This is a genomic window from Nocardioides plantarum, assembly GCF_006346395.1.
GTDB lineage: Bacteria > Actinomycetota > Actinomycetes > Propionibacteriales > Nocardioidaceae > Nocardioides > Nocardioides plantarum.
The window spans coordinates 2,375,372-2,393,713 of sequence record NZ_VDMS01000001.1; the positions used below are offsets into that span (position 1 = coordinate 2,375,372).

At 72.8% G+C, this 18,342-nt stretch carries 15 protein-coding genes; 11 read left to right on the plus strand and 4 right to left on the minus strand.

The annotated features are described in order from the left end of the window. The 10 genes from FJQ56_RS11155 (at position 1) to FJQ56_RS11200 (ending at position 12,107) form a co-directional block, all read left to right on the plus strand. Positions 1 to 435, plus strand: a complete 435-nt coding sequence (locus FJQ56_RS11155; protein WP_140009466.1) for a DoxX family protein — start codon at positions 1 to 3, stop codon at positions 433 to 435. A gap of 149 nt (positions 436 to 584) precedes the next feature. Next, positions 585 to 1,202, plus strand: a complete 618-nt coding sequence (locus FJQ56_RS11160) for a TetR/AcrR family transcriptional regulator (protein ID WP_342776436.1) — start codon at positions 585 to 587, stop codon at positions 1,200 to 1,202. Then, on the plus strand, positions 1,199 to 2,017 hold the full coding sequence (locus FJQ56_RS11165; RefSeq protein ID WP_140009467.1) for a TIGR03084 family metal-binding protein: 819 nt from the start codon (positions 1,199 to 1,201) through the stop codon (positions 2,015 to 2,017). The genes FJQ56_RS11160 and FJQ56_RS11165 overlap by 4 nt, the downstream gene beginning before the upstream one ends. Beyond that, positions 2,014 to 3,804, plus strand: a complete 1,791-nt coding sequence (locus FJQ56_RS11170) for an acyclic terpene utilization AtuA family protein (RefSeq protein WP_246084083.1) — start codon at positions 2,014 to 2,016, stop codon at positions 3,802 to 3,804. The genes FJQ56_RS11165 and FJQ56_RS11170 overlap by 4 nt, the downstream gene beginning before the upstream one ends. Positions 3,805 to 3,961: 157 nt before the next feature. Beyond that, positions 3,962 to 5,095: an acyl-CoA dehydrogenase family protein gene (locus tag FJQ56_RS11175; RefSeq protein WP_140009468.1), complete on the plus strand. Its 1,134-nt coding sequence runs from the start codon at positions 3,962 to 3,964 to the stop codon at positions 5,093 to 5,095. Positions 5,096 to 5,176: 81 nt separating this feature from the next. Beyond that, the gene (locus FJQ56_RS11180; protein WP_140009469.1) at positions 5,177 to 6,766 is read left to right on the plus strand and encodes an acyl-CoA carboxylase subunit beta; all 1,590 of its coding nucleotides are present in this window, start codon (positions 5,177 to 5,179) and stop codon (positions 6,764 to 6,766) included. A 121-nt stretch (positions 6,767 to 6,887) separates the two neighbouring features. Continuing rightward, positions 6,888 to 8,837, plus strand: coding sequence for an ATP-binding protein (locus tag FJQ56_RS11185; protein WP_140009470.1), 1,950 nt, complete (start codon positions 6,888 to 6,890; stop codon positions 8,835 to 8,837). Further along, positions 8,834 to 10,000 (plus strand): acyl-CoA dehydrogenase family protein, encoded by a 1,167-nt coding sequence (locus FJQ56_RS11190; protein ID WP_140009471.1) that lies wholly within the window; start codon positions 8,834 to 8,836, stop codon positions 9,998 to 10,000. The genes FJQ56_RS11185 and FJQ56_RS11190 overlap by 4 nt, the downstream gene beginning before the upstream one ends. 31 nt (positions 10,001 to 10,031) lie before the next feature. Further along, complete coding sequence (locus FJQ56_RS11195) at positions 10,032 to 10,901, plus strand: carboxymuconolactone decarboxylase family protein (RefSeq protein WP_140009472.1); 870 nt, start codon at positions 10,032 to 10,034, stop codon at positions 10,899 to 10,901. Positions 10,902 to 10,997: 96 nt separating this feature from the next. Next, positions 10,998 to 12,107: a YihY/virulence factor BrkB family protein gene (locus tag FJQ56_RS11200; RefSeq protein ID WP_140009473.1), complete on the plus strand. Its 1,110-nt coding sequence runs from the start codon at positions 10,998 to 11,000 to the stop codon at positions 12,105 to 12,107. A gap of 17 nt (positions 12,108 to 12,124) precedes the next feature. On the opposite strand, the gene FJQ56_RS11205 is transcribed toward FJQ56_RS11200, so the two are convergent. From FJQ56_RS11205 to FJQ56_RS11220, 4 genes are all read right to left on the minus strand, one after another. Then, a complete protein-coding gene (locus tag FJQ56_RS11205; protein WP_140009474.1) occupies positions 12,125 to 12,430 on the minus strand; it encodes a hypothetical protein in 306 nt (101 codons plus the stop codon). A gap of 14 nt (positions 12,431 to 12,444) precedes the next feature. Continuing rightward, a complete protein-coding gene (locus tag FJQ56_RS11210) occupies positions 12,445 to 13,218 on the minus strand; it encodes a tyrosine-protein phosphatase (RefSeq protein WP_140009475.1) in 774 nt (257 codons plus the stop codon). A gap of 291 nt (positions 13,219 to 13,509) precedes the next feature. Beyond that, complete coding sequence (locus tag FJQ56_RS11215; RefSeq protein ID WP_140009476.1) at positions 13,510 to 14,256, minus strand: serine hydrolase; 747 nt, start codon at positions 14,254 to 14,256, stop codon at positions 13,510 to 13,512. Beyond that, on the minus strand, positions 14,249 to 15,070 hold the full coding sequence (locus tag FJQ56_RS11220; protein ID WP_140009477.1) for a DUF1295 domain-containing protein: 822 nt from the start codon (positions 15,068 to 15,070) through the stop codon (positions 14,249 to 14,251). The genes FJQ56_RS11215 and FJQ56_RS11220 overlap by 8 nt, the downstream gene beginning before the upstream one ends. Before the next feature lie 70 nt (positions 15,071 to 15,140). Here FJQ56_RS11220 and FJQ56_RS11225 point away from each other — a divergent pair, with 70 nt between their 5' ends. After that, complete coding sequence (locus FJQ56_RS11225; protein ID WP_170215346.1) at positions 15,141 to 18,329, plus strand: response regulator; 3,189 nt, start codon at positions 15,141 to 15,143, stop codon at positions 18,327 to 18,329. The last annotated feature ends 13 nt before the right edge of the window (positions 18,330 to 18,342 follow it).

The window sequence follows — 18,342 nt, forward strand, 5'->3', positions numbered from 1 at the left end:
ATGAGCCAGACGCTGCGCGTGGTGGGCCGGGTGCTGCTCGCCGCGGCGCTCGGCGTCGCCGGGATCGCCCACTTCGCCCGGACCGACGAGTTCCTGGGCCAGGTCCCGACGTTCCTGCCGTGGCGCGACGCGATCGTGATCGTCTCCGGGGTCGTGGAGCTCATCCTGGCGATCGCGCTGCTGACGCTGCGCGGCAAGCGGCTCGCGCTGCTGGGGTGGGTGGTCGCGCTCTTCTTCGTCGCCGTCTTCCCCGGCAACGTGTGGCAGGCCGTCCACGGGTCGTCCTCCTTCGGCCTCGACACGACCACGAGCCGCGTCGTACGGCTGTTCTTCCAGCCGCTGCTCGTCGTCTGGGCGCTGTGGTGCACGGGGGCCTGGGCGCGGCGGGACCGGTGGCGCCCGACCCGCGCAATCGAACGGGTTGAGGGGTCCTAAGGGGGCATGGCGGATCCGACTCGTTCGATTGAACGGGTTGGTGGGCCCTGAGGGGTCGGGCCGGCGCCGACTCGTTCGATTGCACGAGTTGACCCCGGACTTAAAGTCAGGCTTGACTGTTTGTTGATCGGTGCGGCATCGTCGAGGACGTGACCACCGTCCCGACCACCCGCGTCCCGCAGGAGGAGCGCACCCGGGCAATGCGGGCGCGGCTGCTCGAGGCGACCGTCGACTGCCTGGTCGAGCGCGGCTTCACCGGTACGTCGACCACGCTGGTCTCCGAGCGGGCCGGGGTGAGTCGGGGTGCGCAGCTGCACCACTTCCCGAGCAAGAACGCCCTGGTGCTGGCCGCCGTCGAGCACCTCACGGTGGTGCGCGGCGCCGAGCTGGCCGCCGCCGCCGCGCGGCTGCCGACCGGCGCGACCCGCACCCGGGCGGTCCTCGAGATGCTGGGCGACCACTTCGCCTCGCCGGTGTTCTTCGCCGCGCTCGAGCTGTGGGTCGCCGCCCGCACCGACGAGGCCCTGCTGGCCGCGGTCGCCCCGCTCGAGCAGCGGGTCGGGCGCGAGGCACACCGGCTGGTCGTCGACGCCCTCGGTGCCGACGAGGCGCAGCCCGGCGTCCGCGAGCTGGTGCAGGCCACCCTCGACCTGGTCCGCGGCCTCGGCCTGGCGACCACCATCACCGACGACGCCAAGCGCCGCGGTCGCATCCTCGACCAGTGGGCCCTGGTGCTCGACACCCATCTCCAGGGGAGCCCGTCATGACGCTGCTCGACGACCTGCTCGCCGACCTCGACGCCGAGGGCGACCGCCTGCGTGAGGTCGTCGCCGTCCTCGACGCCGACGGGTGGGCCACGCCGACGCTGGCGGAGGGTTGGACCGTCGCCACCCAGGTCGCCCACCTGCTCTGGACCGACGAGGCCGCCACCGCCGCCGCCCGCGCCCACCTCGAGCCCGAGCCCTGGGACGCGATCGTGCGGGCCGGCGCGGCCGACATCGACCACTTCGTCGACGACGGCGCCCACGAGCTCGCCGCCCTCGCCCCGATCGAGCTGCTCACCGGCTGGGACGCCGCCCGCGTCGCCCTGGCCGACGCCCTGCGCGCGGTGCCCGCGGGGCAGAAGATGCCGTGGTTCGGTCCGCCGATGTCGGCGGCCTCGATGGTCACCGCACGGTTCATGGAGACCTGGGCCCACGCGCTCGACGTCCACGCCGCCCTGGGGCTCGAGGCCGAGCAGACCGACCGGATCCGCCACGTCGCCCACCTCGGCGTACGCACCCGCGGGTTCTCCTTCGTCAACCGCGGCCTCGACGTGCCGCCGGCCGACGTACGCGTCGTGCTGACCGCGCCGAGCGGCGACACCTGGGAGTGGGGCGACGCCGACGCGGCCGAGTCGGTGACCGGCAGCGCGCTCGACTTCTGCGCCCTGGTCACCCAGCGGGTCCACCGCGGCGACACCGACCTCGTCGCCGTCGGTCCCGGCGCCGACGCGTGGCTCGACGTCGCCCAGGCCTTCGCCGGGCCACCCGGACCCGGCCGTGTGTCTCGACAGGCTCGACAGCCGAGGGAGTCATCGTGAGCGTCCTGCGCATCGGCAACTGCTCCGGCTTCTACGGCGACCGCCTGTCGGCGATGCGCGAGATGCTGGAGGGGAGCGTCGACGGCCAGGGCCTCGACGTCCTCACCGGCGACTACCTCGCCGAGCTGACCATGCTGATCCTCGGCAAGGACACGATGAAGGACCCGAGCCTCGGCTACGCGCGCACCTTCGTCCGTCAGGTCGAGGACACCCTGGGCCTGGCCCTCGAGCGTGGTGTCCGCATCGTCAGCAACGCCGGGGGGCTCAACCCCGCCGGGCTCGCCGAGCGGCTGCGCGAGGTGGCCCGCGGCCTCGGCCTCGACCCCGCGATCGCCCACGTCGAGGGCGACGACGTCCGGTCGCTCTCGTTTGACGGCGCCCTGACCGCCAACGCCTACCTCGGCGGGTTCGGCATCGCCGCAGCGCTGCGCGCCGGCGCCGACATCGTGGTCACCGGCCGCGTCACCGACGCCTCGCTCGTCGTGGGCCCGGCCGTCGCCCACCACGGCTGGACCGACACGTCGTACGACGAGCTCGCCGGCGCGGTGGTCGCGGGGCACGTCCTCGAGTGCGGCACCCAGGCCACCGGCGGCAACTTCTCCGGCTTCAAGGACCTGCCCCTCGACGGCCGGCCGCTGGGCTTCCCGCTGGCCGAGATCGCCGCCGACGGGTCGTTCGTGGTGACCAAGCACGACGACACCGGCGGCGCCGTCACCGTCGACACCGTCACCGCCCAGCTGGTCTACGAGATCCAGACGACGCGCTACCTCGGACCCGACGTCACCACCCACCTCGACACGATCCGTCTCGCACCGGCCGGGCCCGACCGGGTGCGCGTCGACGGCGTCCGCGGCGAGGCCCCGCCCGAGCGGCTCAAGGTCTGCGTCAACACCCTGGGTGGGTTCCGCAACACCATGGAGCTCGTCCTCACCGGCCTCGACATCGACGCCAAGGCCGACTGGGTGCGCTCGCAGGTAGACGGCGCCCTCACCGCCGCCACCGTCAGCTGGACCCGTACCGCCCTCCCGACCCCAGGTGCCGACACCGAGGAGGGCTCGTCCTGCCTGCTGCGCGTCACCGCGATGGACGCCGAGGCCGGCCCGGTCGGCAAGGCGTTCACCGGTCCGCTCGTCGAGCTCGCGCTCGGCTCCTACCCCGGCTTCACGATGACCGCGCCGCCCGGCCCGCCGACCCCCTACGGCGTCTACCGCCCCGAGTACGTCGACCGCGCGGCCGTCACCCACACCGTCGTCCACGCCGACGGCACCCGCGAGGTCGTGGCCGACCCCCCGGCGTACGCCGTCGTCGACGAGAGCATCGGCCGCCGACCCTCGCCCTTCCCGGCCCCGCACGACACCGTCACCCGTCGGGTCCCGTTCGGGTCGTTCGTGCACGCGCGCTCCGGCGACAAGGGCGGCGACGCCAACCTCGGGCTGTGGGTCGCCCACGGGGTCTCGACAGGCTCGACCACCGAGGACGGCTCGACCACCGAGGACGGCTCGACCACCGAGGACGGCTCGACCACCGAGGACGGCGCCCTGTACGCCGCCCGCGTGACCTGGCTGTCCAAGTTCGTCACCGCGCGCCGCGTGCGCGAGCTGGTGCCGGAGGCCGCCGACCTCGAGGTCGAGGTCTACCTGCTGCCCAACCTCGGCGCCGTCAACGTGCTGATCCGCGGCCTCCTCGGCGAGGGCGTGGCCGCCTCCACCCGCTTCGACCCCCAGGCCAAGGGCCTGGGCGAGTGGGTCCGCTCGCGCTCCGTCCACATCCAAGAGGGGTTGCTGTGATGCCAGGTCGTCCCACGTCGGTCGAGGTGCGAGGAGCGCTGGCTCCGAGCCTCGAGACCGCGGCAGGAGCACACCGGCTCGACCATGACGCTGCGGTGGTCTCGAGGCTCGGCCGCGGGCGGCCTCGCACCTCGACCGACGTCGGGAAGGACCTGGCATGAGCGATCTCCACGACCTCGGCGCCGAGTTCACCCGTCGCGAGGTGCTGCCCCACCTCGACCGGTGGGAGGACGACGGCACCCTGCCGCGCGAGCTGCACCAGGCCGCGGCCAGGCAGGGCCTGCTCGGTGTCGGGTTCCCCGAGGAGGTCGGCGGCGGCGGGGGAGACCTGCTCGACACCACCGACCTGCAGGAGGGCATGTTCGCCGCGGGGGCGTCGTCCGGGCTGATGGCGGGGCTGTTCACCCACGGCATCGCGCTGCCCCATGTCGTCTCGGCGGCGATGAAGTCCGGTGACCACGACCTCGTCGACCGGTTCGTGCGCCCGACCCTGGCCGGTGAGCTGATCGGCTCGCTGGCCGTCACCGAGCCGGGTGGCGGGTCCGACGTCGCCGCCGTACGGACGACGGCCGTGCGCGGCGGCGACCACTACGTCGTCAACGGCGCCAAGACCTTCATCACCTCCGGCACCCGCGCCGACTACGTGACGACCGCCGTACGCACCGGAGGCCCGGGTCATGCCGGCCTCTCGCTGCTGGTCGTCGAGACGGACACGCCCGGCTTCACCGTCGACCGCAGTCTGCGCAAGATGGGCTGGCACTGCTCCGACACCGCCGAGCTGTCCTACGTCGACGTCCGGGTCCCGGTCGCCAACCTGGTCGGGGTGGAGGGCCACGGCTTCTACCAGATCGCCGAGCAGTTCGTCGTGGAGCGACTCGGGCTCGCGACCCACGCCTACGGCATCGCCGGCCGCGCGCTCGAGCTCACCGCGGCGTACGCCCGCCAGCGCGAGACCTTCGGCAAGCCGCTCGTCGCCAACCAGGTCGTGCGACACAAGCTGGTCGAGATGCGCCGCCAGGTCGAGGTCGCCCGGGTCTACGCCCGCGAGGTCGCGCGCCGCCACGTCGCCGGCGAGAGCGTCATCGCCGAGGCGTGCCTGGCCAAGCAGACCGCGTGCGACGCGGCGACGTACGTCGTTGACCAGGCCGTCCAGCTGCACGGCGGCGCGGGATACATGCACGGCACCGAGGTGGAGCGGCACTACCGCGACGCCCGCATCCTGCCCATCGGCGGCGGTGCGACCGAGGTCCTCACCGACCTGGCGGCCAAGCTCATGGGCTACGCGTCGTGAGGCAACGGGGTCTCGAGGCTCGCTCCGCTCGCACCTCGACCGCCGTTGCGTCCACCACTGCAGTGAACGGGGATCAGAAGCATGAGTGACAACAGAGCAGCGATCCTGGACAAGATCAGTGCTCTCGATGCCGAGCACGCCAAGGCGGTCGCGGGCGGCGGGGAGCGCAGCGTGCAGCGCCACCACGCCCGCGGCAAGCTGATGCCGCGCGAGCGCATCGAGCTGCTCGTCGACGAGGGGTCGGCGTTCCTCGAGCTGAGCCCGTTGGCGGGCTGGGGCTCCGACTTCACGGTCGGGGCCTCGGTGGTGACGGGCATCGGCGTCGTCGAGGGCGTCGAGTGCATGATCACCGCCAACGACCCGTCGGTGAAGGGTGGCGCGAGCAACCCCTGGACCGTCAAGAAGATCTTCCGCGCCTCCCAGATCGCCGCCGAGAACGGGCTCCCGACGATCTCCCTCGTCGAGTCGGGCGGTGCCGACCTGCCGACGCAGAAGGAGATCTTCATCCCCGGGGGCAAGCTGTTCCGCGACATCACCCGCGCCTCGGCGGCCAAGACGCCGACGATCGCGCTGGTCTTCGGCAACTCCACCGCCGGCGGCGCCTACGTGCCCGGCATGAGCGACTACACCGTGATGGTCAAGGAGCGCGCCAAGGTGTTCCTCGGCGGTCCGCCCCTCGTCAAGATGGCCACCGGCGAGGAGTCCGACGACGAGTCGCTGGGTGGCGCCGAGATGCACGCCCGCACCTCCGGCCTGGCCGACTACCTCGCCGACGACGAGCGCGACGCGATCCGCATCGGCCGCCGCATCGTGGCGCGCCTCAACTGGCGGGTCCCGACAGGCTCGACCGCCGCGGGGCGGTCGACCGCGTCGTACGCCGAGCCGGCGCTCGACCCCGACGACCTGCTCGACCTGATCCCCGCCGACCTCAAGGTGCCGTTCGACCCGCGCGACGTCATCGCGCACCTCGTCGACGGGGTGTCACCGACCAACGGCGCGGTGTTCGACGAGTTCAAGCCGCTCTACGGCACGTCGCTGGTCACCGGGTGGGCGCGGATCCACGGGCGCCCGGTCGGCATCCTCGCCAACGCCCAGGGCGTGCTGTTCAGCGAGGACGCGCAGAAGGCGACGCAGTTCGTCCAGCTCGCCAACCAGACCGACACGCCGCTGCTGTTCCTGCACAACACGACCGGCTACATGGTCGGCAAGGACTACGAGCAGGGCGGCATCATCAAGCACGGCGCGATGATGATCAACGCCATCAGCAACTCCACCGTCCCGCACCTGACCGTGATCCTCGGGGCGTCGTACGGCGCCGGCAACTACGGCATGAACGGGCGGGCCTTCGACCCGCGCTTCCTCTTCACCTGGCCCAGCGCCAAGTCGGCCGTGATGGGCCCGGCCCAGCTCGCCGGGGTGCTCGAGATCGTCGCCGAGCAGTCGGCGGCCTCCAAGGGGGAGCCGTTCGACCGCGAGGGCTTCGCCGGGATCAAGGCGGTGGTCGAGGCCCAGGTCGAGGAGCAGTCCCTGCCCTACTTCCTGTCCGGGATGCTCTACGACGACGGCGTCATCGACCCCCGCGACACCCGCACCGTCCTGGGCATCTGCCTGTCGGTGATCGACAACAAGGCCTTCGCCGGCACCGACCGTTTCGGGGTGTTCCGCCCGTGATGAGTCGCGATGGGGTGGTTTCGAGGCTCGTCGCTAGCGCTCCTCGCACCTCAACCACCGTTGCCGTTGCTCCGCCGGTCGAGGTGCGAGCGAAGCGAGCCTCGAGACCAGGGAGCTCCCGATGATCCAGCGCCTCCTCGTCGCCAACCGGGCCGAGATCGCGTCCCGGGTGTTCCGCACCTGTCGCGACCTCGGCATCGAGACCGTCGCCGTCCACTCCGACGCCGACGCCGAGCTGCCCTACGTCGGCGAGGCCGACCTCGCGGTGCACCTGGCGGGCACCGCACCGGCCGACACCTACCTGCGCGCCGACCTGATCGTCCAGGCGGCGATCGACAGCGGTGCCGACGCGCTCCACCCCGGCTACGGCTTCCTGTCCGAGAACGCCGACTTCGCCCGCGCCGTCATCGCCGCCGGCCTCACCTGGGTCGGCCCGCAGCCCGAGGCGATCGACGCGATGGGCTCCAAGATCGAGGCCAAGCGCCTGATGGAGGCGGCCGGCGTACCCGTGCTGACCAACCTCGACGCCGCGACCGCCACCGAGGCCGACCTGCCGCTCATCGTCAAGGCGAGTGCCGGCGGCGGCGGCCGCGGCATGCGGATCGTGCGCGACCTCGCCGACCTCCCCCGTGAGATCGAGATCGCCGGCGACGAGGCGCTGTCGGCGTTCGGCGACGGCACCGTGTTCGTCGAGACCTACGTCGAGCGCGGCCGCCACGTCGAGGTGCAGGTCTGGGGCGACGCGGCGGGCCGCATCGCGGTCCTGGGCGAGCGCGACTGCTCCTTGCAGCGACGCCACCAGAAGGTCGTCGAGGAGGCGCCGGCGCCCGGCACCTTCACCTCCTCGACGCGGACGGCGATGCACCGCGCGGCCCGCCTCGCGGCCGAGGCCATCGGCTACCAGGGGGCGGGCACGGTCGAGTTCCTCTACGACGAGGCCGGCGAGCGCTTCTTCTTCCTCGAGATGAACACCCGGCTCCAGGTCGAGCACCCGGTCACCGAGCTGGTCTTCGGCACGGACCTCGTCGAGCTCCAGCTGCGCGCGGCGCAGGGCGAGACGTCCGACGTGACCTACCCCGCCGAGCCCGACGGGCACGCGATCGAGGTCCGGCTCTACGCCGAGGACCCCGACCAGGACTACCAGCCCCAGAGCGGGCTGCTGCGGCGCTTCGAGATCCCGACCGGGCCCGGCGTCCGCGTCGACTCGGGGTTCGCCACGGGGACGACCGTCTCGACGCACTACGACGCGATGCTGGCCAAGGTGATCGCCCACGGCCGGACCCGCGACGAGGCGGCGCGGCGTCTTGCCGGCACCCTGCGCCGCGCCCGCATCCACGGCGTCACCACCAACCGCGACCAGCTGCTGACGATCCTCGCCGACCCGCGGTTCCTGGCCGGCGAGGTCAGCACCGCCTTCCTCGACGAGATGCCGTCGCGCCCCGTGGCCGCCGGTCACCCCGAGGTCGCGGCGACGATCGCGATCGCCGAGGCGGCGCGGCTGGCGCGCACTGTCCAACGCGGTACGCCCGTCGCCTGGCGCAACGTGGTGAGCCAGCCGCAGCGCACCGAGTTCGAGGTCTCGACAAGCTCGACCACCGAGGGCGGCTCGACCGTCGTCGAGTGGTACGGCGGCCGCGACGGCTACCGCGTCGTCGACGGTCCGCTCGTGGTGGCGGCGTCCCCGACGAGCGTGACGTTGGAGTCCGAGGGCGTCCGGACGTCATACGAGGTGGCGCTCGGGGCCACCGGTTCGTATGACGCCCCCGTCGTCGACGTCGACTGGCCCGGCGGCCACCGCGCGCTGCGGCGTACCCCCCGCTTCATCGACCCTGCCGACGCCGTCGCCAGCGGCAGCCTGCTCGCGCCGATGCCCGGCACCGTCGTGCGGGTCGCCGTCGAGGCGGGTCAGTCCGTGGTCCAGGGCGACACCGTCCTGGTCCTGGAGGCCATGAAGATGCAGCACACCGTGAGCGCGCCGACCGCCGGCACCGTCACCGCGGTCCACGTCCGACCCGGGTCCCAGGTGGCCTCGGGAGAAGTCCTCGCCGTCGTCGAAGGAGAAGACGCATGACCACCAGCCTGTTCAGCGAGACCGAGGAGCGCCAGGAGCTCCGCACGCAGGTCGCCAAGCTCGCCGGCAAGTACGGCCGCGAGTGGTTCACCGCCAAGGCCCGCGCCGGGGAGAAGACGACCGAGCTGTGGCTCGAGCTGGGCAAGAACGGCTACCTCGGCATCAACGTGCCCGAGGAGTACGGCGGCGGCGGCGGTGGCATCGGCGACATCGCCGCGGTGTGCGAGGAGCTGGCGGCGCAGGGCTGCCCGATGCTGCTGATGGTCGTCAGCCCGGCGATCTGCGGCACCGTGATCACCAAGTACGGCACCGAGGCGCAGAAGCAGCGCTGGCTGCCCGGCCTGTGCGACGGCACCTCGACGATGGCCTTCGCCATCACCGAGCCCGACGCCGGCACCAACACCCACAACATCACCACGACCGCGCGCCGCGACGGCGACGAGTGGGTGCTCAGCGGCCAGAAGATCTGGATCTCCGGCGTCGACGAGGCCGACCACGTGCTCGTCGTGGCGCGCACCGAGGACGCCCGGACGGGCAAGGTCAAGCCGGTCCTGCTCGTCGTGCCGACCGACGCGAAGGGCTTCGAGTTCCACCACATCCCGGTCGAGATGGTCTCGCCCGAGAAGCAGTTCCAGGTGTTCATCGACGACGTCCGGCTGCCCGCCGACGCGCTCGTCGGCGACGAGAACGGGGGCCTGGTCCAGCTGTTCGCCGGGCTCAACCCCGAGCGCATCATGGCCGCCTCGTTCAGCACCGGGCTGGCCCGCTACGCGCTGCGGCAGGCCACGGCGTACGCGAAGGAGCGCACGGTGTTCAAGGCGCCCATCGGCAGCCACCAGGCCATCGCCCACCCCCTCGCCCAGAGCCACATCGAGATCGAGATGGCGCGGCTGATGACCCAGAAGGCCGCCGCCCTCTACGACGACGGCGACGAGGCCGCCGCCGGCGAGGCCGCCAACATGGCCAAGTACGCCGCCGCCGAGGCCGCCTGCGACGCCGTCGACCGCGCGGTGCAGACCCACGGTGGCTACGGCGCGTCGCAGGAGTACGGCATGGCCGGCCTCCTCGTCGCCGTCCGGGTCGGGCGGATCGCCCCGGTGAGCCGCGAGATGATCCTCAACTTCGTGGCCATGCACTCCCTGGGGCTGCCGAAGAGCTACTGAGGCGCTCCTGGCGAGGGCTAGGCTCGCGACCATGTCCGATCCGTGGATCGTCGGCGGTGCGATGGCCCTGCAGGAGCACGCGCCGGCGGCGGCGGCCGCGCTCGGCCGGCTCGTCTCGCTGTGGCCCGAGCAGGTCGACGAGGAGCAGCTGGCCGCCATTCGCTCGGTCACCGCCGAGGGTCTCGGCCTGACCCCGCTGAGCACGCCGCCGACGTCGTCGTCGGCCGGTCCGGACCCCGCGGTGATGGCGTTCGCCGAGCAGTTCGCGGTCGACGTGTCGGTGCTCGACGACGAGCTGCGCACCGACTGGTGCGCGGCCCTCGGCCCGGCGACGTACGACGCCACGCTGGTCGCCTGGGTCGCCGACTACGTGCCCCGGGTCCGGGTCACCCTCGACGCGCTCTTCGGTGCCGACTCCTGGTTCGACGAGGCGCTGTCCCCGGCCCGGCACGCCCGGCTGGTGCGGGACGACTACCTGCGCGAGGTCGCCCTGCTCCGCAGTCTCGACCCCGTGACGACCGAGCTGGTGCGCCTGCGCGGCGCCCGCCACCACACCTGCCGCGCCGGCATGTCGCGGCGCAGCCTCGCGGCGATGGAGGCGGGGGCCGACGCCGCGACCTTCCAGGCCGTCGACCACTATCGCGCCAGCGACCTCGACCCCGCCCAGCAGGCCGCGCTGGCCCTCACCGACGCCATCACCTGGATGCCCGCCCACCTCCGCGCGCAGGACCTCGCGGGCGTCCGCGCGCACCTCGCCCCCGTCCAGGCGGTCGAGGTCGTCCTCGACGTGATGCGCAACGCGGTCGACAAGATCGCGGTGGCCCTGGGCGCCGACGCCGCCGAGGTCGAGGGCATCCAGCTCTTCGAGATCGACGAGGCGGGCGACCTGCACTTCCCCTAGGGCGTGGCTCCGATCTCGGACGACCCGCACTGGGCGTCGCCGGCTCCACCCCTGATGGCGAGACCCGCCCGGATCGGCGGCGGGTAGGTTCACCGCATGAGCGCCGTGGGTCGGGTCGACCGGACCCAGCGTCGCTTCACCGTGTTCGGGTTCCCGCTGGCGGTGATCTACAAGTTCTTCGACGACCAGGGCAACTACCTGGCGGCCGCGATCAGCTACTACGCGTTCATCGCGATCTTCCCGCTGCTGCTGCTGGCCTCGTCGATCTTCGGCTTCATCCTGCAGGGCAACCCCGGCCTGCAGGACCAGGTGCTCAACTCGGCGCTCGCCCAGTTCCCGATCGTCGGGCAGGAGCTCGGCCGGCCGCAGGGTCTGCGGGGCTCGACGGGCGCGGTCGTCGCCGGTGCCCTCGCGGCGGCGTACGGCTCACTGGGTCTGGGCCAGGCCATCCAGAACCTGATGGCGACGGCGTGGGCGATCCCGCGCAACAGCCGCCCCAACCCGGTGCTGCTGCGCGCCAAGAGCCTGCTGCTCCTGCTCTTCGCCGGCATCGCCGTGGTCGGCGTCTCGGTGCTCTCGGCGCTGGGCAGCAACACCGAGGTCTTCGGCGACGGCGTCAACGCGACCATCCGGCTGCTGATCCAGGTCGCGACGGTGCTCGTCGTCGGCCTGGTCCTCACCGTGCTGATGCGCTTCGCCTCGGCCCGCAGCCACCGAATCACCCGCGCCGCGCCGGGCGCGTTCACGGTGGCTGTGCTGTGGCAGCTGCTGCAGTACCTCGGCACGTTCTACGTCGAGAAGGTCCTCACCGGGCCGACCTCGCTCAACCAGACGTTCGGCTTCGTCCTCGGGCTCATCGGGCTGCTCTACATCGCCTCGGTGATGGCGATCCTCGGCGTCGAGGTCAACGTCGTCCTGGCCCGCCGGCTCTGGCCCCGGGCCCTGCTCACGCCGTTCACCGACGCCGTCGACCTCACCGAGGCCGACCGCCGCGCCTACGCGATGTACGCCCAGATGCAGCGCCACAAGGGCTTCGAGACCGTCGTGGTGCGCTTCGACGGCCGCGACGGCGACACCCACGAGATCGTCCTCGAGCCCGACAAGAAGCAGCCCGACCTGCACGGCTCGGTCGACCCGACGCCCCACCCGGACGCACCGCCGACCTCGGCGCCCCAGCACCATCGCGGTGAGGGGCGCGTCACCTAGCCCGTCGGGTCAGTGACTCAGAACGGGTTGTCGGTGTCCCACGGTGCCTCGAAGGTGTCGGTGTCGACGCCCTGCGCGGTGAGGTGGTCGACGGCCGCGTCGACGCTCGCGAACGTCGTACGGCGCAGCTCGACGAGGTCCTCGGGGGCCAGGAACGTGTCGGGGTAGACCTCGTCGATCGACTCGACCTCGATGAGCACCACGCCGTCGCCCTCGGCGGGCTCGAGCATCATCCACGCGCGCCGGTCGGGGACCGAGGGCGTCACCTCGGCGGTGACCATGCTGTCGAGCACGGTGACGCGGTCGCGGATCTCGGGGCGCATCCCCCGAGCATGACCTACGCGACGAGCCGCCGCCGCAGGGCCTCGCGCAGGTCGTCGGTCAGGCCGAGCCCGTCGCGCAGGTAGCCGTCGACCGATCCGTACGACGCCACCGCCTGCTCCAGACCGGCGTGGAGGTAGGCGAGGTCGGCGACCATGGTCGGCTCGAACGTCGGGACCCGGTCGGCGCCGAGGTGCTCGGCGACGAGGCCGAGGTACTTGTCGCGGGTGCCGGCGGAGCGGTCGTTGGTCAGCAGGTAGTCGGCCTCGACGACGTCGTCGGCGACCCCCGCGACGTGCAGGACGAGCGCGGCGACCCAGCCGGTGCGGTCCTTGCCGGCGGTGCAGTGGAAGAGCTGGGGGGTGCTCGAGGTGGCCAGCGAGGCGATCAGGGTGCCGAACGAGCGGCGGGCGTCGGCGTCGGTCACGAACCCCCGGTAGATGTCGAGCATCGTCTCGACCGCCGCCGCCGCGTCGGGCAGCTGCGCCCCGGCGCCCGGGGGGATGCCGACGACCTCGACATGACGCCAGGTCGCGCCCGGCACCTCGACGTCGGGGTGGGCCTCGACCTCGTCGGTGCTGCGCAGGTCGAAGACGGCCGTGATGCCGAGGGAGGCGAGGGTCGCGGCGTCCTCGTCGAGCAGCTGCAGCTCGTTGGAGCGCCAGAACACGCCGGCGGTGAGCGGCTCGCCCGCCGCGGTCCGGTAGCCCGGGCCGGTCACGTCGCGGAAGTTGTCGGCCGACGCCAGGCGCGTCAGCTCCTCGCCCCAGCGGGCGTCGTCGGCGGTCACGGCCTCACCCTACGAGTCGTCTAGTCACATCGGACCAGCCCGGGCGGGCCCTTCCGGATGAACATCCGGGGTGCCAGGATCTCCCCGGCGGCACTGGGGAGAGTCGCCAACCGCAAGGGAGGGAGGTCCGCCCCCGCAGGCATGCGGCGGCGCGGAGCTCCAGCATCTGGCCCCCGGAGGCATCCGGGGTCCGGGACAGCACGCCGGCTCGGGCCGGTGTCTCTGGCCTGCCTTCCGGTGGTCGAGGAAGGCGCGCTGGCGCCTGTCTCGAGACCACACGACCGCAGCCGATCAGCCCGGTCCCACGAGCACCCTGACCCGGTCACCCAGCGCCCGCAGCCGCGGGACGAGGTCGACCGGGTCGCCGTTGCCCAGGCCGGCGTACGCCGCCACCCGCGACGACCCCGTGACCAGCCCGATGTCGCACCGCACGTCGCTGTCGGTCCCGGTCTTGTTCACCAGCCCCGCGTCCCCGACCAGGGGGTCCAGGCCGCCGAGCCCGAACGCCGAGGCGACCAGCGAGTGGTCCACCCCGGCCGCCAGCCAGCCCAGGACCCGCTCGGAGACCGCCGCCGACACCCACGTACGCCGGTGCAGCGCGACCAGCACCCCGACCCACTCACGCGCGGTCCCCGTGCTGAGCGTGGGCGGGTCGCCGGGGCCGCGGTGGTCGCGGACGACGTCGTGGAGGGCGGTGTGCTGCAGACCGAACGCGTTGACGGCGTCGAGCCCGAGCCGCGCCACGAGCACGTTGGTCGCCCAGTTGTCGCTGACCGCGCCGACGAGCAGCGCCACGTCGCCCACCGGCAGCTCCGCGACCGCCATCCGGTGCCAGAGCCCGGAGTCGGCGACCGGGGGAGCGACCGTGCGCGACAGCACCTCCTCGCTCCCGACCTCGCCCGCCTCGAGGGCGCGCGCCAGGGCCGACAGCACCAGGACCTTGGCCACGCTGGCGGTGCGCAGCACCCGGTCGGGCTCGTGGGACGCCAGCTCCTCGCCGGTGTCGGCGTCGACGACGAGGTAGGAGACGTCAGCCACGACGACGCGGCGGCCGCGGGAAGAACAACGGCACGCGCTCGGCGTACTCGGGGAAGCCGGGGCGCTGCATCATCGTCTTCTCGAGCAGCTTGGCGCCGGTGACGTTGCGGATGAAGACGGTCATCGCGATCGGCGACAGGACCGTGGCGAGACCGACGACCCAGCCCGACCCCAGGCCGCCGACGAGCCAGAGCCCCCACCAGACGGTCGCGTCGCCGAAGTAGTTGGGGTGGCGCGTCCAGGCCCACAGCCCGGTCTCCATCACCTGGGGGCGCTGGCCCTTGGGCGTCGCCTTGTAGGCCGCGAGCTGTCGGTCGCCGACGGTCTCGAAGAAGAGCCCCACGGCCCACACGACCACGCCGAGCGCGACGGCGGGCCACCAGTCGCCGACGGTGAAGAACGCGCCGACGGCCACCGGGATCGCGATGAACCACTGCGCCACACCTTGCACCAGCAGCACCCGGCGTACGACGGTCGCGAGGCCGACCTCGGAGACCGAGCCGCCGAGCATCTCGGCGTAGCGCGGGTCCTCCTTGCCGCCGTGGTCGCCGACGGCGCGACCGCGGACGTGCCACGCGAGCCGCCCGCCCCACACCGCCACGAGGGCGACCAGCAGCCACGCGTGCCAGGCGTCGCCCTCGTCGCTCAGGGTCGCGACGACGGCTGCGACCAGCGCGACCAGCACGAAACCGGCGCCCCACGTCACGTCGACGACGGCCGCCTTGTCGAGCTGCTTGATGCGGACGGCGGTCACCGACATCGCGACCACGACCGTCAGCAGGGAGGCGCCCAGGGCGACCAGCACGTTGTCCATGGCTGCAGTCTCCCGTACGCCGCCTCACCCTTCTCGTCCGCCGACGCCCGATGTCTGGCACCGTGGAGGGGTGGAGCCCCTCGATCCCGTCGCCGACCCCACCGGCGCGGTGGCCGCCGAGTGGATGGTGCGCGCCCTGCCCGACGGGCTGTGGATGTTCGACGCGGACGGGGTGACGACGTACGCCAACGCCGCCCTGCTCAGCATGCTGGCGCGCGATGCCCCTGGGGCGGACGCCTTCACCGTCTTCGACGTGCTCGACGAGCAGGGGCAGGACGACTTCGCCCGCCACCTCGCCGCCCGCGACCGCGAGGAGGGGCCGGATCACGACCTCGAGTGCTGCCTGCACCGGGCGGACGGGTCGGAGTTCTGGGCGCTGGTCAGCCACGTGCCGCTGCTCGACGACGACGGTGAGCGGCGGGGCTGGCTCTACCGCGTGCGCGACCACTCCCGGCAGCGCACCCTGCTCGACGACCTGGTGCGACGCGAGCAGCAGGCCGCCGAGGCCCAGGTCATCGCCGGGGTCGGCAGCTGGGAGCGCAACGTGGCCACCGGGGTGGTCGACTGGTCGGAGCAGGCCTACCGGCTGTGCCGCGTCGACCCGGCGACCTTCGTGCCCAACAGGGACTCCTTCATGAGCCTGATGGACCCCCGCGACCTCGAGCTCATCCTGCCCCTCTACATCGAGATGCTCGACGGCGGCGAGCCGCTCGACGTCGAGTGCCGGCTCGCCGGTGAGCCCGAGACGTGGCTGCGGGTCCGGGGTCGCGTCGTCGTCGACGGGGCCGGCGAGGTGGTCCGCATCGGCGGAACCCTGCAGGACGTCACCGAGTCCAAGCGCAACCGGCAGGGGCTGGAGTTCCTCACCGCGATGGGGAGGGCGGCCAACGAGTCGACGACCCTGCGCGAGGTGCTGATCAGCTCGGAGTCGCTGGTCCGGCCCTACGCACGGTGGCCCGCGGTCCTGGTCGCGGCACCCGAGTCGCCCGAACCCGGGGCCGACCTCTTCTACATCGACATGGCCTGGTCCCACACCGACGAGGGCGACCGGCAGTTCGCCCGTGACCTCGCGCGCGAGGCAGTGACGCATCGCGGGGCCCTGCAGCGTCGCGGGCCCGGCGGGAGCGTGCTGGTCGCCGGTGCGGTGCGCGTGGGCGAGCGCCTGGCTTGTGTGATCGTCTCGGACAGCGAGGTGCCGGAGCCGGCCTCGGGGGGCGACCTGGTGTACTTCGAGCAGATGCTGGCCCTGCTGGCCCATGTCGCCGAGCGGGAGTGGACCGGCGAGGAGCTCGCCGCCGCCCGCGACCAGGCACTGAGCGCCTCGCGCGCCAAGTCGGACTTCCTGGCCACGATGAGCCACGAGATCCGCACCCCGCTCAACGGCGTCATCGGGTTGAGCGAGCTGCTGCGTCGTACCGAGCTGACGACCCACCAGCAGCGTCTCGCCGAGGGCGTCGACCAGGCGGGCCGCACGCTGCTCGCCCTGGTCAACGACATCCTCGACCTGTCCAAGATCGAGGCCGGTCGGCTCGACCTCGAGGAGGTCGACTTCGACCCGCGCACCGTCGTCGAGCAGAGCGCCGGGCTGGTCGCCGACGCCGCGCGCGAGAAGGGCCTCGAGCTGGTGGTCTCGAGCGCGGTCGACATCCCGCCGCTGGTGCGCGGCGACCCGGTGCGCTTCGGACAGGTGATCACCAACCTGGCCGCCAACGCGGTCAAGTTCACCGCCAAGGGAGAGGTCGTGATCCGGGCCGAGCGCGACGGTGCGCAGGTGCGGGTGTCGGTACGCGACACCGGCCTCGGCATCGCCCCCGAGGCGCAGGCGCGACTCTTCGACGCCTTCACCCAGGCCGACAGCTCGACCACCCGCGAGTACGGCGGGACCGGGCTCGGCCTGGCCATCAGCAAACGCATCGTGGCCGCCATGGACGGCGACATCGGGGTGCAGAGCGCCCCCGGCGTGGGCAGCACGTTCTGGTTCACCGTCACGTTCGGCACGGCCCTCGAGGGCCGGCCCTCGGGCCAGGAGGGCGTGCGCGAGAGCGCCGTCGCCGGGCTGCGGGTGCTGGTCGTCGACGACAACGCCACCAATCGCTTCATCCTCACCGAGCAGCTCACCGGCTGGGCGATCGACGTGACGGCGGTCGAGTCGGCGTACGAGGCCCTGGTCGAGCTCGACACCTCGGTGCGCCACGGCACGCCGTACGACGTGGTGCTGCTCGACTACATGATGCCGGGCGCCGACGGCGAGCAGCTGGCCCGCATCGTGCGCGCGGAGTCGCGCCACGACGAGACCCGGCTCGTGCTGCTGTCCTCGGCCACCGAGCCGGCTGCGGGCTGGCTCGACGACGCGGGCATCGACAGCTTCCTCAGCAAGCCCGTGCTCGCCTCGCGCCTGCTCGACACCCTGGCCACGCTGGTCGGTCACTGGGAGGCCGTGGTCGAGCAGGCCGGCGTCGCCGTCGCCTCGCCCGCCGACCGGGGCCGGATCCTCGTCGTCGAGGACAACGCGATCAACCAGCTCGTGGCCGAGGGCGTGCTGCGCCGGCTCGGCTTCGAGGTGCAGCTGGCCGACAACGGCGCTGCCGGGGTGGCCGCCGTCGCCGACCAGCCGGAGGGCTTCGCCGCCATCCTGATGGACTGCCAGATGCCGGTGATGGACGGCTTCGACGCCACCCGCGCCGTCCGCGCGATCCAGCACGGCGGCACCCGCACCCCGATCATCGCGATGACCGCGGCCGCCGTACGCGGCGAGCGGGAGCGCTGTCTCGAGGCCGGGATGGACGACTTCCTGCCCAAGCCCGTCGACGTCCGCCTGCTGGGCAAGATGCTCGACCGGTGGGTGGCGCCCCGCCCGCTGCCCGTCACGCAGGCGCGCGAGGTGCCCGACGCCCCCGGGCCGCCGGTGCCCGCGACCACTGCCCGGCTCGCCGAGCTGCTCGAGGACGGCATCGGGCTCACCTTCGTCGCCCAGATGGTCGGTCGCTTCGAGGCCGGTGCCGTCGACCTCCTGGCGGCGCTCACCCGCTCGGCGCGCGAGGGCGACGCTCGCGAGACGGGCCTGCAGGCCCACGCCCTGCGCGGCAGCGCCAGCAACCTCGGCCTCGCCTGGCTCGCCGACCAGTGCGCCCAGATCGAGCACGCGGCCCGCGATGGGCAACTCCCCCCGGACGCCGTCCTCGACGGGCTGCGGGTCGCGATCACCGACGGCGCGCGCGACCTGGCGGCGTTCGTCCACGCGCAGGCGCCCGACGCCTGACGGCGCGGACACG